Origin of the sequence: Nocardia sp. NPDC049149 (genome assembly GCF_043197455.1) — a bacterium.
In the GTDB taxonomy this organism is placed as follows: Bacteria; Actinomycetota; Actinomycetes; order Mycobacteriales; family Mycobacteriaceae; genus Nocardia.
Genome location: NZ_JBICTD010000003.1, coordinates 204,175 through 222,280 on the forward strand (window position 1 = coordinate 204,175; position 18,106 = coordinate 222,280).

The 18,106-nt window shown below is 67.4% G+C and carries 14 protein-coding genes; 6 read left to right on the top strand and 8 right to left on the bottom strand.

What is annotated here, in order from left to right; translation table 11 throughout:
- Positions 1-169 precede the first annotated feature (169 nt).
- Together ACGFNJ_RS11845 and ACGFNJ_RS11850 are read left to right on the top strand one after the other, a co-directional pair.
- The gene (locus ACGFNJ_RS11845; protein WP_393446296.1) at positions 170-1,384 is read left to right on the top strand and encodes a lipase family protein; all 1,215 of its coding nucleotides are present in this window, start codon (positions 170-172) and stop codon (positions 1,382-1,384) included.
- A gap of 58 nt (positions 1,385-1,442) precedes the next feature.
- Positions 1,443-2,468 (top strand): FAD-dependent oxidoreductase, encoded by a 1,026-nt coding sequence (locus tag ACGFNJ_RS11850; RefSeq protein ID WP_393446298.1) that lies wholly within the window; start codon positions 1,443-1,445, stop codon positions 2,466-2,468.
- A 52-nt stretch (positions 2,469-2,520) separates the two neighbouring features.
- Here the strand turns inward: ACGFNJ_RS11850 and ACGFNJ_RS11855 are convergent, their stop codons facing one another.
- Positions 2,521-2,772, bottom strand: coding sequence for a CsbD family protein (locus tag ACGFNJ_RS11855; RefSeq protein ID WP_393446300.1), 252 nt, complete (start codon positions 2,770-2,772; stop codon positions 2,521-2,523).
- A 179-nt stretch (positions 2,773-2,951) separates the two neighbouring features.
- A complete protein-coding gene (locus ACGFNJ_RS11860; RefSeq protein WP_393446302.1) occupies positions 2,952-3,584 on the bottom strand; it encodes a LysE/ArgO family amino acid transporter in 633 nt (210 codons plus the stop codon).
- Between the two features lie 73 nt (positions 3,585-3,657).
- Here ACGFNJ_RS11860 and ACGFNJ_RS11865 point away from each other — a divergent pair, with 73 nt between their 5' ends.
- The 3 genes from ACGFNJ_RS11865 (at position 3,658) to ACGFNJ_RS11875 (ending at position 5,784) form a co-directional block, all read left to right on the top strand.
- Positions 3,658-4,530, top strand: coding sequence for a LysR family transcriptional regulator ArgP (locus ACGFNJ_RS11865; RefSeq protein WP_393446304.1), 873 nt, complete (start codon positions 3,658-3,660; stop codon positions 4,528-4,530).
- A 121-nt stretch (positions 4,531-4,651) separates the two neighbouring features.
- Positions 4,652-4,987: an Lsr2 family protein gene (locus tag ACGFNJ_RS11870; protein ID WP_069166776.1), complete on the top strand. Its 336-nt coding sequence runs from the start codon at positions 4,652-4,654 to the stop codon at positions 4,985-4,987.
- Between the two features lie 71 nt (positions 4,988-5,058).
- The gene (locus ACGFNJ_RS11875; protein ID WP_393446307.1) at positions 5,059-5,784 is read left to right on the top strand and encodes a PaaX family transcriptional regulator C-terminal domain-containing protein; all 726 of its coding nucleotides are present in this window, start codon (positions 5,059-5,061) and stop codon (positions 5,782-5,784) included.
- 40 nt (positions 5,785-5,824) lie between these two features.
- Here the strand turns inward: ACGFNJ_RS11875 and ACGFNJ_RS11880 are convergent, their stop codons facing one another.
- Positions 5,825-7,459: an acyl-CoA dehydrogenase family protein gene (locus tag ACGFNJ_RS11880; RefSeq protein WP_393446309.1), complete on the bottom strand. Its 1,635-nt coding sequence runs from the start codon at positions 7,457-7,459 to the stop codon at positions 5,825-5,827.
- Positions 7,460-7,548: 89 nt separating this feature from the next.
- Between ACGFNJ_RS11880 and ACGFNJ_RS11885 the strand changes: the two genes are divergently transcribed.
- Complete coding sequence (locus ACGFNJ_RS11885) at positions 7,549-8,589, top strand: crotonase/enoyl-CoA hydratase family protein (RefSeq protein WP_393446311.1); 1,041 nt, start codon at positions 7,549-7,551, stop codon at positions 8,587-8,589.
- A gap of 2 nt (positions 8,590-8,591) precedes the next feature.
- Here ACGFNJ_RS11885 and fabD read toward each other — a convergent pair whose 3' ends face one another.
- Genes fabD through ACGFNJ_RS11910 form a run of 5 tightly spaced genes read right to left on the bottom strand, consistent with a single transcriptional unit; the run spans position 8,592 to position 18,092 of the window.
- Positions 8,592-9,434: an ACP S-malonyltransferase gene (gene fabD, locus ACGFNJ_RS11890; protein ID WP_393446313.1), complete on the bottom strand. Its 843-nt coding sequence runs from the start codon at positions 9,432-9,434 to the stop codon at positions 8,592-8,594.
- Positions 9,435-9,440: 6 nt separating this feature from the next.
- Entirely contained in the window at positions 9,441-10,403 is a 963-nt protein-coding gene (locus ACGFNJ_RS11895; protein WP_393446315.1) for a zinc-binding alcohol dehydrogenase family protein, read from the bottom strand.
- Positions 10,400-12,067 (bottom strand): FAD-dependent monooxygenase, encoded by a 1,668-nt coding sequence (locus ACGFNJ_RS11900; protein WP_393446317.1) that lies wholly within the window; start codon positions 12,065-12,067, stop codon positions 10,400-10,402. The genes ACGFNJ_RS11895 and ACGFNJ_RS11900 overlap by 4 nt, the downstream gene beginning before the upstream one ends.
- Positions 12,064-13,614 (bottom strand): FAD-dependent monooxygenase, encoded by a 1,551-nt coding sequence (locus ACGFNJ_RS11905; RefSeq protein ID WP_393446319.1) that lies wholly within the window; start codon positions 13,612-13,614, stop codon positions 12,064-12,066. Before ACGFNJ_RS11905 ends, ACGFNJ_RS11900 begins: the two co-directional genes overlap by 4 nt.
- Complete coding sequence (locus ACGFNJ_RS11910) at positions 13,611-18,092, bottom strand: beta-ketoacyl synthase N-terminal-like domain-containing protein (RefSeq protein ID WP_393446321.1); 4,482 nt, start codon at positions 18,090-18,092, stop codon at positions 13,611-13,613. The genes ACGFNJ_RS11905 and ACGFNJ_RS11910 overlap by 4 nt, the downstream gene beginning before the upstream one ends.
- Positions 18,093-18,106: the final 14 nt, after the last annotated feature.

An 18,106-nucleotide genomic window follows, 5' to 3' on the forward strand; every position in this document is an offset into this window, starting at 1 on the left:
GCATCGGCACGGCGCGGCTCCTCCGGACTTTTCCGTTCTTCACCTAATGTGGCGGTCGACCGAGCACCGGCTGTTCGACTATTCACAGTCACCTTTCGGGTTATTCGACTTTCCAGCATACAAACGTGCCACTCGACGATGCCGCGATGAATGGGGGCCGATCTCCGCTATGCGTCACCACGTCAACACCGCAGTTGCCGCTGTTGTTCTGCTGCTCGCGACCGCACAACTGGCCATCGGGCCGGGTACCGCAGGCGCCGCACCCCTCTACCCGGCGCCTGATCCCGACCCGTTCTACGCCGCACCGGCCGACCTGGATCGGGCTGAGCCCGGCGACGTGCTCGCCGTCCGCCCGATGCCAGGGATACTCGCCTTTCCCGGCACCACCGTCACGATGATCAAATTTCGGTCGACCAACTCGGCAGGCGCACCGATCGCGGCGACCACCACCGTGTTGACCCCGCCCAACCGCGCCCCGAATCGACCGCTGCTGTCCTATCAGCACATCATCAACGGTCTGGGCACCCAGTGTGCGGTCTCACGGGTGCTCTACACCGCCGATCCGAATCTCGCTGTGCGCGAAGCACCTGCGCTCAATACCGTGCTGCTGCGCGGTTGGTCGGTGGCGCTGCCGGATCACCTGGGACCGACCGGCGCCTACGGGGCGGCCAAGCTGGGCGGAATGATCACCCTCGACGGCATTCGGGCGGCGCGCAAGGTCGCGGAGCTCGGTCTCGCCAAGAGCCCGGTCGCGATGTTCGGCTACTCGGGCGGCGGCATGGCCACCGGATGGGCGGCCGCGCTCGCGCCGACCTACGCGCCGGAGCTCGAATTCGTCGGCGCCGCAGAGGGTGGCGTCCCGATGAACCTGGTGAAGATGATCGAGGCACTCGGCTACAACCGGCATCCGGCGTTCGGACTGGCGATGGCGGCGGCCATCGGACTGGAGCGCGAGTACCCGACACAGTTGCCGATCAGCGACAGCATGAATGCCAACGGGCTCGCCATCCGCGCCAGGATGGCCAACGGCTGCACCAACGAGATCCTGGCTGCGGGCGCAGGTCTCAGCGTCACCGACGTCGCCGCCTCCACCTCGCTGGCCGAGGATCCGAACGCACGCGCCGTACTGGAGGACAACAGCCTCGAACTGTTCGGTGGTGTGCCGAAAATGCCTATCTACCAGTGGCGCTCCCACGACGACGCGCTGATTCCCGTTGCCTCCATCGACAACACGATGCGGCGCTACTGCGCGGCGGGGGTGCGAGTGGAATCGGAGCTGTTCCCGAGCCCCGACCATCTCAGCACCGCGGTGCTCGGCGCACCGGAGGCGATCGCCTGGATCGACGACCGGTTCAACGGTAGGGCCGCACCGAGCGGATGCTGAAAACCTGAGTGGCCTGCGGATTCGGTGTCAGCGGAATCCGCAGGCCTAGGGTGGGGAGATGGTCACGATCATCGGCGGGGGCATTGCCGGGACGGTGCTCGCCGGAGCGCTCGCCAGGGCCGAATGCGCGGTCACCGTGTACGAGAGTCAGCCGACCGTTGGTGCGGGCGCGTTTCTGGTGCTCGACGGCCGGGCGCACGCGGCGTTGGCCGGGCTCGGGGTTTCGCTCGATGAACTCCGCGCGGCATCGCATCCGCTGGTCGGGCTCCGGGCCGATGATCTGCCAGGCCCGGGACCGAGCGCTGACGCGGACCGGCGGCTCTACCTACGCGCCGACCTTATGCGGGTGCTGGCCGAATTCGCCACTGACACAAAGGCCGAACTGCATTACGACACCACCGTCACCGACGTGGACACCGTCACGGGAACGATTTTCAGCGGTGATACGTCATTACCCGCAGACGAGGTGATCGTTGCCGCGGACGGCATCGACTCACTCGCCCGGCGCCGCCTCGAGCCCGACCGCACGGCCGAATATGCCGGGCAGATCGTTGTTTACGGCATCACAGAACGTCCAGTACAGCCGCACACCGATCCGTCGGTACTGCACTTCCATCGCAGGATCGACGAAAACGGCCGTCCGACAACCACCTTCGGACACTTCTGGAACGACACTGTCGCCGTGTGGTTCATCCGGCTCACGCGCCAGGAACTCGCCGTGCACGACATCGGTTTTCAGCCCGTCGGGCGGTGGACCGAACCGATCGCGGCGGGCGCGGCCGCCGACCCCGGCCTCGTCGCGGCCATGCTGGCGGCCACCGACACCGTGCACGTATCCAACGCCCGCACGGTGCCGCTCGCCACTGCCCGCGCCCCGCAACCGCCGGTAATCCTGTGTGGCGACGCCGATCACGCCATCACCCCCGCCGCCGGAGTCGGCGCCCGCGACGCGATCGAGGACGCTGCGGCGCTGTACGCGGCCCTTGTCTCCGGCGGTGCACCGGCTACGGCGATGACCGAGCGACGCCGTCAGATTCTCACGGAGCGGGCACAAGCCGCCCGGATGTTCCGCACCGCAACATAATTCGGCGGCGCGGGACGGTAAACCGTCCCGCGCCGCCGCTAGTACAAAGCGATCAGGAGTCCTTGCCGCTCTCGTAAGCGCTCTGTCGCGCCTCGTCGAGAGTGGCTTCGGCACGAGCCTTCTCGGCCTCGGCCTCCTTCTTGGCGGCCTCGCGCTGGGATTCGGCCTTGTCCTGCTGGGCGCGGCCCTCGCTCTTCAGGCCTTCGTTCCCGGTGACGATGCCCGCCGCTTCCTTGGCCTTGCCCTTGACGTCCTCGACGACGCCTTCGACGGCCTCACGGGGTCCGCTGTCGTGCTTGGTCATATAAGAACAACTCCTCCATATTGGGTGTGGGCTGTCATTCGCCGCAATACCCGGCACCCCATGGCCTAATCAGTACCTACCGTTCGATGGCTGTGTCTCGCGTCACGTCGGGTACGCAGCCAACCCCGTTCTCCCAGACCAGCACTCGACCAGCGCTCATCGGCAACGTCCGAGTTTCCTCAGCTCGACGGACCGGCGACCAACAGTCCGACCGCAAGCAGCGTCATCACGACGGCGATCGCGGAATCCATGATGCGCCAGGCGAACGGACGGGCGAAGAGCGGACCGAGCAGCCGCGCACCGTATCCGAGGCCTGCGAACCAGAGGATGCTGCCCACCATCGCGCCTGCGCCGAGAAACCACCGGTCGGGATTGGCGTAGGTATTGGCGAAGGATCCGAGCAGGACAACGGTGTCGAGGTAGACGTGCGGGTTCAGCCAGGTCAGCGCCAGGCTGGTGGCCACGGTGGCGCCGAGCGCGACTGTCGCGCCCGCGGATTCGGCGGTGAGCGCCGTCGCGGCGCAGGCCCGCCGCGCCGCGAGCACGGCGTAGCCGAGCAGGAACGCGGCGCCCGCGTAGCGCACCACCACGACGACCGCAGGCATCGACTGGATGACCACGCCGAAACCGCCGACGCCCGCCGCGATCAGCACCATGTCCGACAGCGCACACACCGCGACCACCGTGAAAATGTGCTGCCCGCGCACGCCCTGGCGCAGCACGAACGCGTTCTGCGCACCGATCGCCACGATCAGCGAGAGTCCGAAGCCGAAACCGGAGAGGGCGGCGAGTGCCGCAGACGAATCTGTCACGTGACCGACGCTAGGAGCAGACATTATCCCCTGGCAAACTAAAGTTTCTGCATTACCATTACGATTCCTTAACATGGACCTGCAGCTGGATCAGCTCCGCGCCTTGCACGCGGCGGTCACCGAGGGCACCTTCGACGCCGCCGCGAAGCGCCTCCAGGTCACACCGTCCGCGATCAGTCAACGCATCAAGGCACTCGAGGATGCGGCAGGCCGGGTCCTGCTGCAACGCACGAAACCGGTGCGCGCCACCGAGTCCGGGCTCGCGGTGCTGCGGCTGGCCAGGCAGGTCGAGTTGCTGGCCGGAGACACCGCCCGTGAACTCGGCGCCGCCCACAGCCCGATCCGGCTGCCCATCGCGGTGAACGCCGATTCGCTGGAGACCTGGGTGTTGCCCGCGCTGGCCGCGGCACCCGCAGGCATCTGCTTCGAGATACACCGCGAGGACGAGGAACACACCACCCGACTGCTCCGTGACGGCACGGTGATGGCGGCGATCACCTCGACCTCGACACCGGTGCAGGGGTGCAAAGTCGAGCGGCTCGGCGCGATGCGCTACCGGCCGATGGCCGAACCTTGTTTTGCCAGAACATGGTTCGGCAACGGCGCGACCGCAGCGGCGTATGCCGTTGCGCCGGTGGTGTTGTTCGACCGCAAAGACGATCTGCAAGACCGGCATTTACGCCGCCGCAGCCGCCAAATGCTTGACCCGCCGCGGCATTACGTTCCTTCCTCGACCGGTTTTGCCGAGGCGCTTCGCCTCGGACTCGGCTGGGGTATGTTGCCCGATCTGCAATCGGCGAATCTGCGGGATACCGAGCTGGTCGCGATCGACGGCGACGCATTCATCGATGTCCCGCTGTACTGGCAGCAATGGCGACTCGACTCACCGGCATTGAGCTCGGTCGCCGCGGCGATAGCCGATGCCGCGGCGGAATCACTGCGATGAGTACCGCACGTTCGGTCTGCGCACACTTCTGCGGCACAGCACTTTTCTCCGTGCCGAGTTGCGTACGATACGGTATTAGTATTTCGAGCAAATACTCGTGACTACGCAAAGGACGCACCCGATGGCCAAGAAAGTCACCGTCACCCTCGTTGACGACTACGACGGCAAGTCGAAAGCGAATGAAACAGTTCAATTTTCGATTGACGGCGTCGCCTACGAGATCGATCTGTCCACCAAGAACGCGGGCAAGCTGCGGGTGACGCTGGAGCCGTGGGCAGAAAAGGCACGCAAGACCGGTCGGGCGTCCAAGCGCAAAGGCACCGGTAAAGCCACCTCCGCGACCGACCGCGAGCAAACCGCGGCGATCCGGGAATGGGCACGGCAGCATGGGCACAACGTATCGACCCGAGGAAGGATCCCCGCAGACATTGTCGCGGCATATAACAACGCGAACTAGCGACATGGCCGAGTCGGATAGCGGACTCGACGAAGGGTGATCCGGCAGGACGGAGTGAGTAGGCAATGCGCATGCGGAAGCTGACCGCTCGGTCCGCAATTCTGAGTGCTTTGCTCGGAGCGCATCCCGCGGAGGCACCGGTCAGCTGGATCGTTTCGGTGGCCGAGGAACTCGGATTGCAACAATCGGCTGTGCGCGTCGCGCTGACTCGGATGGTTGCCATGGGCGATCTGGAACGCGCGAATGGCGTGTATCGGCTCTCGGACCGGCTGATCGAGCGACAGCGCAGGCAGGACGCCTCGGTGAGTCCCGTGGAGCGGGCGTGGCGCGGTGAATGGTATTTGGCGGTGGTGACCGCCGTCGGTGACGACGCCGCGGCCAGAACCGCCTTCCGGGATACGATGCGCACCCGCAAACTCGCCGAATTGCGCGAGGGCGTCTGGACCCGGCCCGCGAACATCGATGTCGTTCTCGGGCCGGAGGCAGGCCGCCGGGTTTCCGTGTTCAGTGCGGTGCCGCAGGATTCACCGGAGATGATGGCGGAAGCCCTTTTCGCGCCCCAACTTTGGGCGCGCGAGGCGGAGCAGTTGCTGCACGCGTTCACGACTTCGGCATCGATGCGGGAACGGTTCGAGGTCGCCGCAGCGGCCGTGCGGCATATTCTCGACGACCCGCTGCTCCCCGCCGCACTGCTACCCACCGACTGGCCGGGCACCAGGCTACGCGCCGAATATGCGGCGTTCCGTACCGAATTCATGGCTTTCGCAGAGCAGCTGCTCGTCACGTCCGACGCCTAGGACCTAACCGGTTCGGTGGCCGACGAACTCCCGATCGATCTCAGTTCCCCGTTTTGGGGGTAACACGTTGAATGATCGCCGCACTATCGATACCGGTCGGTAGTGTCCCGAAAACATCGCCGTGCTCACCACCGAGCCGGCTCACCGTGAACGCGTCAGCAACAGCGGGGTGCCCATAACGGACGAGCAGCGAGGCCTGAAGAATCTGCGCCATGTCGCCGACGATGCGACGCGCGCGGTGCTGGATCGTGTCGAAATCGCCGAATTGTTGTTCGAGACGGGCGATCGCGGCGTCGAGATGCGGATCGGCGCCCGCGGCACGTTTGACCTCGGTGAAGTAAACGTCGAGGGTTTCGGGTTGTTTGGCCATGGCACGCAAGGTGTCGAGCGCCGCGACATTGCCCGAGCCCTCCCAGATCGACATCAGCGGCGCTTCTCGATACAGCCTCGGCATCCGAGATTCTTCGACATAGCCGTTGCCGCCCAGGCATTCCAGCGCCTCGGCGGCGTGGATCGGACCGCGTTTGCACACATAGTATTTGCTGACCGCGAGTGCGATCCGCCGCAGCGGGTCGGCGCCGTCGACGCCGGCGGTCGCCTGGTCGGTGAGGTCGGCGAGCCACAGCGCGACGGTGGTCGCCGCTTCGGCCTCGATTGCCAGGTCGGCGAGCACATTTCGCATCAACGGCTGGTCGGCGAGGGTGGCACCGAAGGCCGTCCGGTGCGCGGCGTGGTGTGCGGCCTGGATGACTCCGGTGCGCATCATGGTCGCGCTGCCGATGGTGCAGTCGAGCCTGGTCAGGTTGACCATCTCGATGATCGTCGGCACGCCGCGGCCTTCGTCGCCGACCAGCCAGCCGACGGTGTTGTCGTATTCGACCTCGCTGCTGGCATTGGAGCGGTTGCCCAGTTTGTCCTTGAGCCGTTGCAGCGCAAAGGCATTGCGAGTGCCGTCGGGCAGCACGCGCGGGACGAGGAAACAGGAGAGCCCGCCTGGCGCCTGGGCCAGCGTCAGGAACAGGTCCGACATCGGCGCCGAGGTGAACCACTTGTGCCCGGCGATCCGGTAGCTGCCGTCGGACATCGCGGTCGCGGTGGTGGTGTTGGCCCGAACATCCGAGCCGCCTTGCTTTTCCGTCATCGACATGCCCGCGATGAGGCCGCGCTTGGTCAGCGGCGCACGCAGACCGGGGTCGTATTCCTTGGCGCACAGCAAAGGTTCGTACTGCGCGGCGAGTTCCGGCGCGGCACGCAGGGCCGGGACCACGGCGTAGGTCATCGAGATCGGGCAGCCGTGGCCTGCGTCCACCGGCCCCCACACGCTCAGTTTCGCGGCGCGCGTCAGATGCGGTTTCGGGTTGGGGTCGGCCCACACCGCGCCGTGCAGTCCGAAGCCGATCGCGTGCGTCATCAGCTGGTGATAGCTCGGGCCGTACACCACCTCGTCGATGCGGTGCCCGTACCGGTCGTGCGTCTTCAGCACCGGCGGGTGCGCCTCGGCGAAGTCGCCGAGCTCGATGGCCTCGGCGCTGCCCGCGAGCCGTCCGATCTCGTGCAGCTCTTCCAGCGCATGGTCGGCGCCTGCGCGCTGCAGCGCTTCGAGGATGACCGGCTGCTCGGCGGCGTCATAGTCGACCAGCGGGGGAACTTGGTTCGTGACCGCATGCGTTGGCATGCCATCAGTATTACAGTCATTCTTCAGTTGACACAAGAATGTAATACCGCAGCGCGCTACTCCGCCCACCGACGCAGTCAGGAAGCCTCATGTCAGATTTCGAGAATCACTCCGGCACCCGGCCGGCGGCGTGGTACGAGGGGCTCACCGAAGCCCCCGGTTCGCCGTGGGCCGACCGCCCGCTGCCGCCGTCGGGGTCCGACTACCGCACGTTGACCTACGAGGTGACCGGGCGGATCGCGCGGATCACGTTCAACCGGCCCGAGCACGGCAACGCGATCACCGCCGACACCCCCACCGAGCTGGCGCACGCGGTCGAGCGGGCCGATCTCGATCCCCGGGTCCACGTGATGGTGGTTTCCGGGCGGGGCAAGGGCTTCTGCGGCGGCTACGACCTGTCGCTCTTCGCCGAGAGCGAGATCGATGCCGGCGCAACGGGTGCACCCGACGGCACCGCGGCGCAGTCGCGGGTCGGCACCGTGCTCGATCCGACGGTGCAGGCCCAGAACCACAATCCTTGGGGCACTTGGGATCCCATGGTCGACTACGCGATGATGAGCCGGTTCAACCGCGGCTTCGCCAGCCTGCTGTATGCCAACAAGCCGACGGTCGCCAAGCTGCACGGCTTCGCCGTCGCGGGCGGCACCGATATCGCGTTGTACGCCGACCAGATCATCTGCGCCGCCGACACCAAGATCGGCTATCCACCCACCCGGGTGTGGGGCATCCCGTCCGCGGGCATGTGGGCGCACCGGCTCGGCGACCAGCGCGCCAAGCGGCTGCTGTTCACCGGAGATTGCCTGTCCGGCAAGCAGGCCGAGGAATGGGGGCTCGCGGTCGAGGCGCCGCCCGCCGCTGAGCTGGACGCGCGCACCGAGGCGTTGCTGGCGCGCATCGCGCGGATGCCGATCAACCAGCTGATGATGGCGAAGCTGGCGCTCAACAGCGCGCTGCTCGCGCAGGGCGTGGCGAACTCCGGCATGGTCAGCACCGTCTTCGACGGCATCTCCCGGCACACTCGCGAGGGCCATGCCTTCCAATTGCGTTCGGCGACCAAGGGTTTCCGGGAGGCCGTGCGGGAGCGCGACGAACCGTACGGCGACTGGAAGCGCACACAGTTCGAGGAGTGAGTTCAGGAGGCGATCTTTTCGATCATCGGCGTCAGCACCCGGCGGGCCCCGGTTTCGATGAACCGGGTCTCGCCGCGATCGAGCAGCAGCCGGATGCTGTCGGCCCAGCGGACGGGGCCGCAGATCTGCGCGGCCAGCGAGTCGCGCAGTCCCGCGTCGGTGTGTGGCGCACCGGTCAGGTTGGCCACCACGGGAATTCGGAGCTCATGCAACGGCGCATCCGCAAGCACGGCGGCGAATCCGGCCTGCGCGGTCGCCATCAGCGGTGAATGGAACGCCCCGCTGACCGGCAAGACGACATAGCGGGTCGCGCCCGCGGCCAGGAAGTGCTCGCGTGCGGCGCGGACCGGTTCGACACCGCCCGAAATGACCACCTGGTCCGGGGTATTCAGGTTCGCCACCCACAATCCGCCGCCCGGCCAGGTCGCCGCGGTGGCCTCGACCTGCTCCGCGGCCAGGCCGACGACCGCGGCCATCGCGCCGTCCTCCGCTTCGGCCATCAGCGCGCCGCGTAGCGCAACCAGCCGCAGTCCGGTCGCGAAATCGAAGGCACCGGCGGCGTACAACGCGCAGTACTCCCCCAGGCTGTGCCCGAGCAGATAGGAGGGCCGCACCGCCGACCTGCGCTGAAAACGGAGATAGGTCAAGACATTCACAACGTAGATGGCCGGTTGCGCATAGCGGGTCTGTGCGAGGCGCGCACCGCCTGGTTCCAGGCACACCTCGGGCACCGAATAGCCGAGGACCGTCTCGGCCTCGCGGACGATCTCGGGAAACTCGTCGAACAGCTCGAGTCCCATCCCGGGAAACTGCGAGCCCTGGCCGGGAAAGACGAAGACAGGCATGGGATGTCAGTCGTTCAGGTCGTTGGTGAGGACGAACTTGTCGGTGGCGCCCTCGGCCAGATCGCGGTAGGTCTCGACGGCCTTGTCCAGCGGCCTGGTGACGATGCCGGTCGGCACCGGCAGCGCACCCGATTCGAACAGCTCGCCGAGGCGGCTCAGCGCGACCGCGCTGGCGATGGTGTCGTGCCTGGCCGAGTTGACGCCGATGAGGGTGGCACCGCGACGGTAGAACTCCAGCACCGGGACTCGCTCGTGACCGTCGGACGGGGCGGCGATCACCGCGAGGTGCCCGCCGCCGCCGAGCGCCTTGATCGCGGTCGGCAGCCAGAATCCGGTGGTGTCGAACACCACCTCGGCACCGTCGGTGAAACGCTCGTGCACCCGTGCGGGGAACTCCTCGTCCAGGACGAGCGCCTTGATGCCACGGTCGTTCAGCTCGTCGGCGTGCTCCGAACGGCGAACGCCGACAAGGACATTGGCGTCGCGGGCGACGGCGAGCAGATATGCGGCCGTGCCGACCGCGCCCATGCCGATGAGCACCACTGTGGAACCCGCGTGGATGCCGGTGCGCTCCACCGCTTCCCACGCGGTCAGGTAGGGCACGCCGGACGCGGCGGCCTCGGCGAAGGACAGCGTTGCGGGCTTGCGGGCCACGCCATCGGCGGGCAGCGCGAGATACTCGGCGTGCGACCCGTCACGGACGAAGCCGAGTTCCCTACCGCTGCCCCACACTTCCTGACCGACGAGTGCACACGGGCCTGCGACCACGACACCGGCGAAATCGCGGCCCGGTATGCGCGGGACCGTGGTGTACGGGAACTTGCCGAGCACATTCTTGAAGTCGCTCGGGTTGACGCCCGCGGCATGGACACGCACGACCACCTCGCCCGCGACGACCTCAGGGCGAAGCACGTCGGTGAGCGTCAGCGCGTCCAGTGAACCGATCCGATCGAATCGCAGTGCCTTCATAGTCTGTCCTCGGGGTGCTGGGTTGGTGTGGTCGATGTGATCAGGTCCCAATAGGTTTCGAGCGCACGATGATCGCCGTTGCGGAACAGCGCCGCGATGTAGCCGTCCGGCCGGATCAGCACACTGGTGTGCGGTGGCACCTCTAGCTGCTCGCGCGAGCGCCCCGACCTGTCGAATAGGACGTCGGCGCCTTCTGGCCGCCGGTATCGCTGTCGCGGTGACGGCCGGTCGTAGACGACATAGCGGGTCACCTCGGACTGCCCGCGTGCCGCAACGGTTTCCGGCGCATCGAGATCCTCGCCGGCAAAGACCAGGAGCAGGTGGCGGCACGCCCCGAGTTCGATGAGCAGCTGGAACGGGGTGCCGTCGGCAGTCTCGAAAACGCAGTGCGGCATGCGGTCTCCGACGCGGAGCCGCGGGCCCGCGGGGTGGGCGCCAGGAGTGGGGCGGGCGAACAGTCCGCCCGCCGGGTAGCCGACGCGATACTGGCTAACCTTCGCGAGCTCTTCAGCGTGGAACGACGGCAGGCGCAGCAAATAGTTCTGGTAGCGCAAGAACTGGCGTTTGAGGCGGTTTCGGCCGAAGATGCGCTCGCTGAGCACGTTGTTGTACTCGAAGAGGCGCTGCGCGACCGGATGGCGCTCCTCGTGATAGCTGTTCAGTACGCCCGTGCCGCCGTGCCGAAGCGCAACGCCGAGCTTCCACGCCAGGTTCATCGAATCTTGGATACCGGTATTCAATCCCTGTGCGCCGATGGGGCTTTGGATGTGCGCGGCATCACCGACGAGGAAGACCCCGTTCGCGTGCAGCTGTTCGGCGAGATACTGACGCGGGTTGAACCGGGTGAGCCAGAACGGATCACCGAGTTTGACGTGTGCGAGGCCGACCGTGCGCAGCAACGCATCGAAGCGGCGCAGGATGAATTCCTCGTCGACCTCCGCCGACGCGATGCGGCAGGTGGAGATGAGCCGGAAGTAGCGCCCGTCGATCGGCAGAATGGTGAAGAAGGTGCCCTCGTCGAGGTAGAAGGCGTGCCGGTCCTCGGGATGGTAAGGGAAGCCTGCCATTTCGATGTCGGCCATGATGAAGGTCTCCGACTGCTCCGCGCCGTCGAACGCGGTGCCGATCAGCTCCCTGACCCGGCTGCGGCTGCCGTCCGCACCCACCACGTAGCGCGCCGCGATCGTGTTGACCGCGCCGTCGGCCGTGGTGACCGTGGACCGGTGACCGCTCCCGGTCGACTCGATCTCGGTGAGCTCGCGGCCGCGTTCCACTTCGATGCCGCGCTCGGCAAGGGCGGCGGCGAGAACCCCGATCGTCCGGCTCTGGCTCAGATGCAGCACGCCGTGGAATTCACCGTCGAGCTTGGCCAGATCGGTGACCGCGATGGGGTTGCGGCGCTCGGTGTAGTGGTGGATGCGGCGCGACAGGATGCCGTCCGCGAGGAAACGGTCGGCGAGGCCCAGCATGCGAAAGCATTCGAGGGTCCGCGGAGTCAGCGTCATCGCCTTGCTCAGCTCCGACCATCCGTCGAGCTTGTCGATGATGCGCGAGCGCACGCCGTTGTCGGCGAGGGCAATCGCCAGCGTGAGGCCGACCGGGCCTGCACCGACAATCAGCACATCCACCGGTTGTTCGGCTGTGCCCGTTGGTCGCTCGCTCATCGCACGCCGCCTGCGGATCGGCGCCAGGCCGACAGCCGCTCGGCCACCTTCGGCGCCTGCTCGTCCCGATACGCGGCGAACACGAAGCGGTCGGGGCGCAGCACCACGAAGTCGGCGGCGCCGATGGCGCGGACCAGCTCGCCGGTCGGATCACCGAGCACGGTGACACCCGGTTCGGCATGCCGCGGACCGTCGAGGGTACGCACCTGGGCAACGAACGTGTCGGGACCGAACAGTGCCCGCCACCCGATCCCTGCGATCCGACTGTTGGTGCGGACAAGCACGGCGAAGCCGGGGCCGAGGACGTCGTCGAGTGGTTGGGTGACACCGTCGCGCACGACCGGCGGCTGCGGGAACATCGCACCCCCGCCTGCCTTTTCATCGAAGAAGCCGGTCGTGTACTCGGGCGCGGGCTTCGCGCGGCGCTGATCGGCGACCGAAAGTTCCTCGGCCACAGGGTCTTCCCCGCTGTCGCCCTCGATGCGGCGAGCCAGGTGCCTGACGAAGGCCACGGTGCGCTTCATGTGGTCACCGCGCTCGCGGTCGTAGCTGTCGAGCACCTCTTTGGGGAGCCTGCCGCCGAGCACGAACGCGAGCTTCCAAGCCAGGTTGATCGCATCGCGGATGCCGGAGCACAGCCCTTGACCGCCGTAGGGCGGCACGAGATGGGCGGCGTCGCCGAGCAGGAAGACGTTGCCGTCGCGCAGGTGCTCGGCATGGCGAAAGTAGCGTTCGTACACGGCGGCTCGCACCACGTCGACCGGATGGTCGGCGACCAAGGGTCGCAATACGTCCCGAATGAGCTCCGGCCCTACGGCCTCGGTGCGCGCGGAGTCCGCCGCGAGTCGGCATTCGATGCGGCGCAGGCCTTCCGGCAGCGTGATCGACACCATCGGCTGCGCGCAGGCGTCCTGATGACGGCTGCGCATCGCCTCGGCGAGGACCTCGTCGTCGCGCACGTCGACCACCAACCACTTCTCTTCCTGGGTCGCGCCGAGCAACTCCACGCCCACCTGCTGGCGGACGCGGCTGCGGCCGCCGTCGCAACCGAGCAGGAATCGGGAAGACGCCCGCAGTTCCCGGCCGTCGGCGTCGCGCATCAGGGTGATGATGCCGCCCGCCTCGTCGAAGTCGACGAACTCGATGCCGGTGCGCAATTCGACCGAGGGCAGTTCGGCCAGCCTGGCCCGCAAGCCTTCCTCGAGTCGCGGCTGCAGGAAGGTCGCCAGGAACGGGTGCCCGTAGGGGCCGGGTGTAGCTGGCGGCTGGAACCGTGAATAGCCGACCGGGGACAGGTATTCGATGGTCGGCGCGTACTTCAGTTGGGGCAGTTGACTGTCCGCGATGCCGATCGCCTGCATCGCGCGCATGGTCTCGTCGTCGATGCCGATCGCGCGCGGATAGGTGTACATCTGCGGCCTGCGTTCCACCACCAGTGTGCGCACGCCGTACTGGCCGAGCAGCACGGCGGTGAACAGGCCGACGGGTCCGGCGCCGATCACGACCACCTCGTATTCCCGTGGTGCCGTTGCCGATCCGGCCGTCATCGGAGCGCCTTCGCGAGAATGTCCAGCACGTCGTCGCGGCGCTGCTCGGTGTGCACGAAGAAGTGATCACCCGCCAGCACGCGCAGATCGAACTCAGCGGAAGTCCACGCCGACCAGCCGCGCATGTGCTCCTCGGTGACCCGATCGTCGGTGTGGCCGTGCAGTGCGGTGATCGGCACGTCGAGCACCTTCGCCTCGGCGTGCCGGAAGCTGCCGACCATGCGGATGTCGTTGGCCAGGATGGGCAGTGCCATCCGGAGGAAGGCAGGGTCGGCATCGGCTGCGGGGAACTTCAGCAGCAAGGCCAGCTCGGCGAGCTGCGGATCGGTCATCGCGCGGATCTGCTCGGCGGTCGGCAGGTCCGGATAACCGGCCTCGCGCAAGTCTTTCCGGCACCCGAGGTAGAAGGGATTGCCGGTGTGATCGGGGCTGCTGAAAGCACCGAGGAACAGGTGACACGGTCCCGGATGCCCCTGCTCGCGCAGGCGCTGCGCGAGCAGGTAACCAATCAATCCGCCCGCGCTGTGCCCGTACAGGGCGAAGGGTCTGTCGACGGTCCGGAGCACTTCGGCGACAAGGTCGTCGACGATGCGATAGACGTCAGGAACCAGGGGTTCGGCAAGCCTGGTGCCGCGGCCGGGCAGGGCGACCGGGCACACCTCGATGTCCGCGGGCAGCCGGTCCTGCCAGCCGTGGAACAGCAGCGTGCTGCCGCCGCCATACGGGAGGCACAGCAGCAGGAGCGGAGCGTCGGACGCACGTGGTCCGAGATACGGCTTGGCGGAAGGACTTTCGACCGTCGGCGCGGGCCCGACGCGCAACCGATCCGCTAGTTCGGCGATGGCGATGCCCTGCACGATGTCGGTCAGCTCGACACGCTCGCGCGGGTTGACCGGTTCGAGTGCCAAGTACAACCGGGTCGCCTGGATCGAATCGATGCCGAGCGCGGCGGTGGTGTCGGCGGCGTTGATCTCCTCGGCCCGCAGCCCGGTCAGCTCGGCGACCAACCGCACAATGGCCGCCTCGAGCAACAGCTGGGCGACCGGCCCGGTGGCCGTGTCGATTTCGTCGAGCTCCGCCTGGCTCAGCCGCAGCGTGTCGGCCAGCACCCCCGAGGCGGCGATGACCGAGTCGATGCCGCTATCGATCCACCGGACCGTGCACTCCTGGCATTCGACGATGACGGCGGCCTCGGCATCGAGCACGGCGAACCGGCCGATGACGCTCTTGCCGTCAGGGGCGAGACGGACGTTGTCGATCCGGATCGTGCGCGGTGCCACCGCCTCGCCGGGGCGCACGATCAGGCCGGCCATCCGGTCGACCATGAAAGCGGCTGTCGGCGCGACGATGTCGGGCATGAGGGCGTGGAAGACCTGCGCGCAGGCGTCGAGAATGCCGGGGGCGACCCGGGTTACGGCACGGTCAGGGCGGATGGCATGGTCGGGGTCGACGTCGGCGATCGCGACGGAACCCGCGCGACGGACCGCGCCGACCGCACGCACGCTCGGGCCCAGTCGCAGGCCGCGGTGCTCCATCGCGGCGTAGAACTCCGACGCGGTGTAGGCGGTGCGGAATTCTGCTGATCCGCCGGTGATTTCGGCGAAGACCGCAGGAGGACCCGACCGTCGGGTGAGGGCACCGGACACGTGGGTGCGCCAGCGATTGGTCGCCGGGTCGGTGAGCGAATAGAAGCCGAATCGTGGTGTGGCGGAGTCGGGATTGTCGAAGACGAGCCTGAGCGAGACCGGCCGCTCGGTCACGACCAGCGCGGTGCTGAAGGTCATCTCCGCGACGTCGAAGCGGGCTCCAGGGGCGGCCTTGGCGATGGCGCGCAGGACCATCTCCACGAAATAGCCGATGTGCACGATGTGGTGGGTGTCGGCCAGCGGGACTGCCGCGGGCGAGAGCACGAAGTCCAGTTCGGAGTTGCCGCGAGGAGAGGGGTGGGTGCGGGGTTCCAGCGGGTCGTCGCCGGGTGCGATATCTCCGTGCGTGGCTTCGAGATCCGGGGCATCGATGACGTATGTCGCCTCTTCGAAGACCGAGGTGGGCACGCGGATGCGGCGTGCCGGTGAGGTCTCGTACCAGGGCGTCCACTCGACTTCCGCACCCAGCTCGTACAGGCGTAGTAGCGCCGTGAGCAGGGCGTCCGGGGAGTCCGGATCGAGCTCGACCACGGAGAGCGACTCGATCGGCGTACTGGCCGAGCCGAGCCCGAGCACGACCGCCACCCGCACCTCGTGCTCGACGCAGCGACGTGCGCTGGTGGCCAGGTCGGGTTCGACGGATGCGGCCGGTGCCCAGTACGCGGGGTCGTGTGCGGTTCGCGGGGTAAGGAATTCGCCGGTGGCCGGGTCGATCACGGCGTCGTCGAACCGAGTTGTCCGCGCGGGCGCCCGGGTTGGGACGGCTACTTCCGGGATGCGGAGAGCGGTAACGCCGGTCGCCAGCAGAGTCGATTGCGGATGTGCGACCGCGAACAGGTCGATCAACTCCGCGATGACGGAATCTGCTGTGCGCGCGCCGGTTTCGATGGCGGTCGCGTACAGGCCGATGCCCTCGGGGCACCAGATCTCCGGCTGGATGCCGAAACTGCGCCACAGGCGGATGAGGCCGGACAGCACGGCGAGCTGATGGCAGGCCGACTCGACGGGCTGCTCGGTCCCGGCACCCGGCGAGAGAGCGGTGCCGCGATGCGCGGTCCACGCCGCGGCGACGGCGTCGAAACCGGCGCGGAATCCGGCGAACGCGCGGTGCCAAGCGGCCGCGCGCGGATCCGGTTGCTGCGGAATCAGTCCCGAAATCACGAAGGCGAGCTTCAGCGGTCCGGTTCGAGTCAGCCGGGATCGGGTGGTGAACTGCGGTGTAGTGGAGAGTGTTTCGAGGGCGGCGAGCAGCTCTTCGCGGTTCGTTCCGGTTACGTGGGTACGGAAGGGGCCGTGCGCGCGGCCGGTGGCGTAGGTGAAGCACACGTCCGCCGCGGTGGCGGACGTGCTGCGGAGGTAGTGCAGAGCGTCGTCGACAGTGGTCGCCAATGCCGAAGCGGATCGGGCGCCGAACACTAGTGCGTGCGTGCGGTTCTCGGTACGCGCCATCGGCGCCTGCGCATCCGGACTGCCGATCACCACATGCGCATTCGTTCCGCTGAAGCCGAACGAGCTGACGGCGGCGAGCACGTCCCCGTCCGGAATGTCGACCTGCGCGTCGGGGACCCGCAATCGCAGCGTGTCGAAGTCGATCGTGCGGCTGAGCGGGTCGGCTCCCGGCTGGGCAGGGATGCGGCGATGCTGGAGCACCAGAACCACTTTGAGCAACGAAGCCAAGCCGGACGCGGCCTCCAGATGGCCGATCTGCGCCTTGTTGGAGGCGACGATCAGTGGGCGATCGGCCGGTCGATCCTGGCAGTACACGGCACTGGCGGCCGTCAGTTCGATCGGGTCGCCCAGTGGTGTTCCGGTGCCGTGGGTTTCGAGGTAGTCCACCTCGGACCCGCGTAAGTTCGCCTTGCGCAATGCCTCGGTCAGCAGGTCCTGTTGCGCCCGGCCGTTCGGCACCGTCAGGCCGCTGCACCGGCCGTCGTGATTGACCGCGGTGGCGCGGACCAGCGCGAGCACATCGTCACGGTCGTTCCTGGCGTCGGCAAGCCGCTTCAGCACGACGACGACGCCACCTTCGCCGCGACCGTAGCCTTGACCGTCCTCGGTGAACGGGCGGCAGCGGCCGTCCATCGACAGTGCGCCGAAACCGGCGAGTGCGCCGACCACCGACGGGTCGAGCAGCAGGTTCACCCCGCCGACCACCGCGACATCGCAGTCCCCGTTGCGAATTCCCTCGCAGGCCAGGTGCAGCGCGACCAGCGACGACGAGCACGCCGTGTCGATGGAGAGCGCGGGCCCGTCGAAGTCGAAGGTGTGGCTGATCCGGCCGGAAACCACGCTGTCCAATGTTCCGGTCGCCACGTAATGGCCAGGCGCCGTCGACTTTCGGGCCAGCGCGCCGTACTCGCCGCCGATGACGCCGAAGTAGACGCCGACCTTGCCGGTCATCCGCCACGGGTTGTAGCCCGCCCGTTCGAGCGCCTGGGTCGTCAACGTCAACGCGAGCCGCTGGGTCGGATCCATCTCACGGGCTTCGTTGGGCGAGATGGCGAAAGGTCGTGGATCGAAACGCATCACGTCGCGTTCGAGATAATTGGCCGGCGCGTAGGCGGCCGCGGCCGGGTGCTGCGCGAAGTATCGGTCGTGCACGCTACGCAGCCACTCGCTCGCGGGCGCGTCACGCTCGCACGACTTTCCGGAGTTCAACAGCTCCCAGAAGGCTTCCGGAGAATCGGCGCCGCCGGGGAGTTCACATGCCGTGCCGATGATCGCGATCGGCGCCGCCGGATCGGTGCCGACGGCCGCGTTCAGCTCGCGGATCGTCGCGAGCGACTTCCGCAGCAGCGCCCTGAGCTGCTCGTTCTCTTCTTCGAGGGTCATCATCGTTCCTTGAT

Excerpts from the sequence above, each read along its gene's own strand:
- ACGFNJ_RS11870 (WP_069166776.1), top strand. The coding sequence starts at position 4,652 with ATGGCCAAGAAAGTCACCGTCACCCTCGTTGACGACTACGACGGCAAG.
- fabD (WP_393446313.1), bottom strand. The coding sequence starts at position 9,434 with ATGCCTGTCTTCGTCTTTCCCGGCCAGGGCTCGCAGTTTCCCGGGATG.
- ACGFNJ_RS11865 (WP_393446304.1), top strand. The coding sequence starts at position 3,658 with ATGGACCTGCAGCTGGATCAGCTCCGCGCCTTGCACGCGGCGGTCACC.
- ACGFNJ_RS11905 (WP_393446319.1), bottom strand. The coding sequence starts at position 13,614 with ATGACGGCCGGATCGGCAACGGCACCACGGGAATACGAGGTGGTCGTG.
- ACGFNJ_RS11895 (WP_393446315.1), bottom strand. The coding sequence starts at position 10,403 with ATGAAGGCACTGCGATTCGATCGGATCGGTTCACTGGACGCGCTGACG.
- ACGFNJ_RS11850 (WP_393446298.1), top strand. The coding sequence starts at position 1,443 with ATGGTCACGATCATCGGCGGGGGCATTGCCGGGACGGTGCTCGCCGGA.
- ACGFNJ_RS11900 (WP_393446317.1), bottom strand. The coding sequence starts at position 12,067 with ATGAGCGAGCGACCAACGGGCACAGCCGAACAACCGGTGGATGTGCTG.
- ACGFNJ_RS11885 (WP_393446311.1), top strand. The coding sequence starts at position 7,549 with ATGTCAGATTTCGAGAATCACTCCGGCACCCGGCCGGCGGCGTGGTAC.
- ACGFNJ_RS11910 (WP_393446321.1), bottom strand. The coding sequence starts at position 18,092 with ATGACCCTCGAAGAAGAGAACGAGCAGCTCAGGGCGCTGCTGCGGAAG.
- ACGFNJ_RS11855 (WP_393446300.1), bottom strand. The coding sequence starts at position 2,772 with ATGACCAAGCACGACAGCGGACCCCGTGAGGCCGTCGAAGGCGTCGTC.
- ACGFNJ_RS11875 (WP_393446307.1), top strand. The coding sequence starts at position 5,059 with ATGCGGAAGCTGACCGCTCGGTCCGCAATTCTGAGTGCTTTGCTCGGA.
- ACGFNJ_RS11845 (WP_393446296.1), top strand. The coding sequence starts at position 170 with ATGCGTCACCACGTCAACACCGCAGTTGCCGCTGTTGTTCTGCTGCTC.
- ACGFNJ_RS11880 (WP_393446309.1), bottom strand. The coding sequence starts at position 7,459 with ATGCCAACGCATGCGGTCACGAACCAAGTTCCCCCGCTGGTCGACTAT.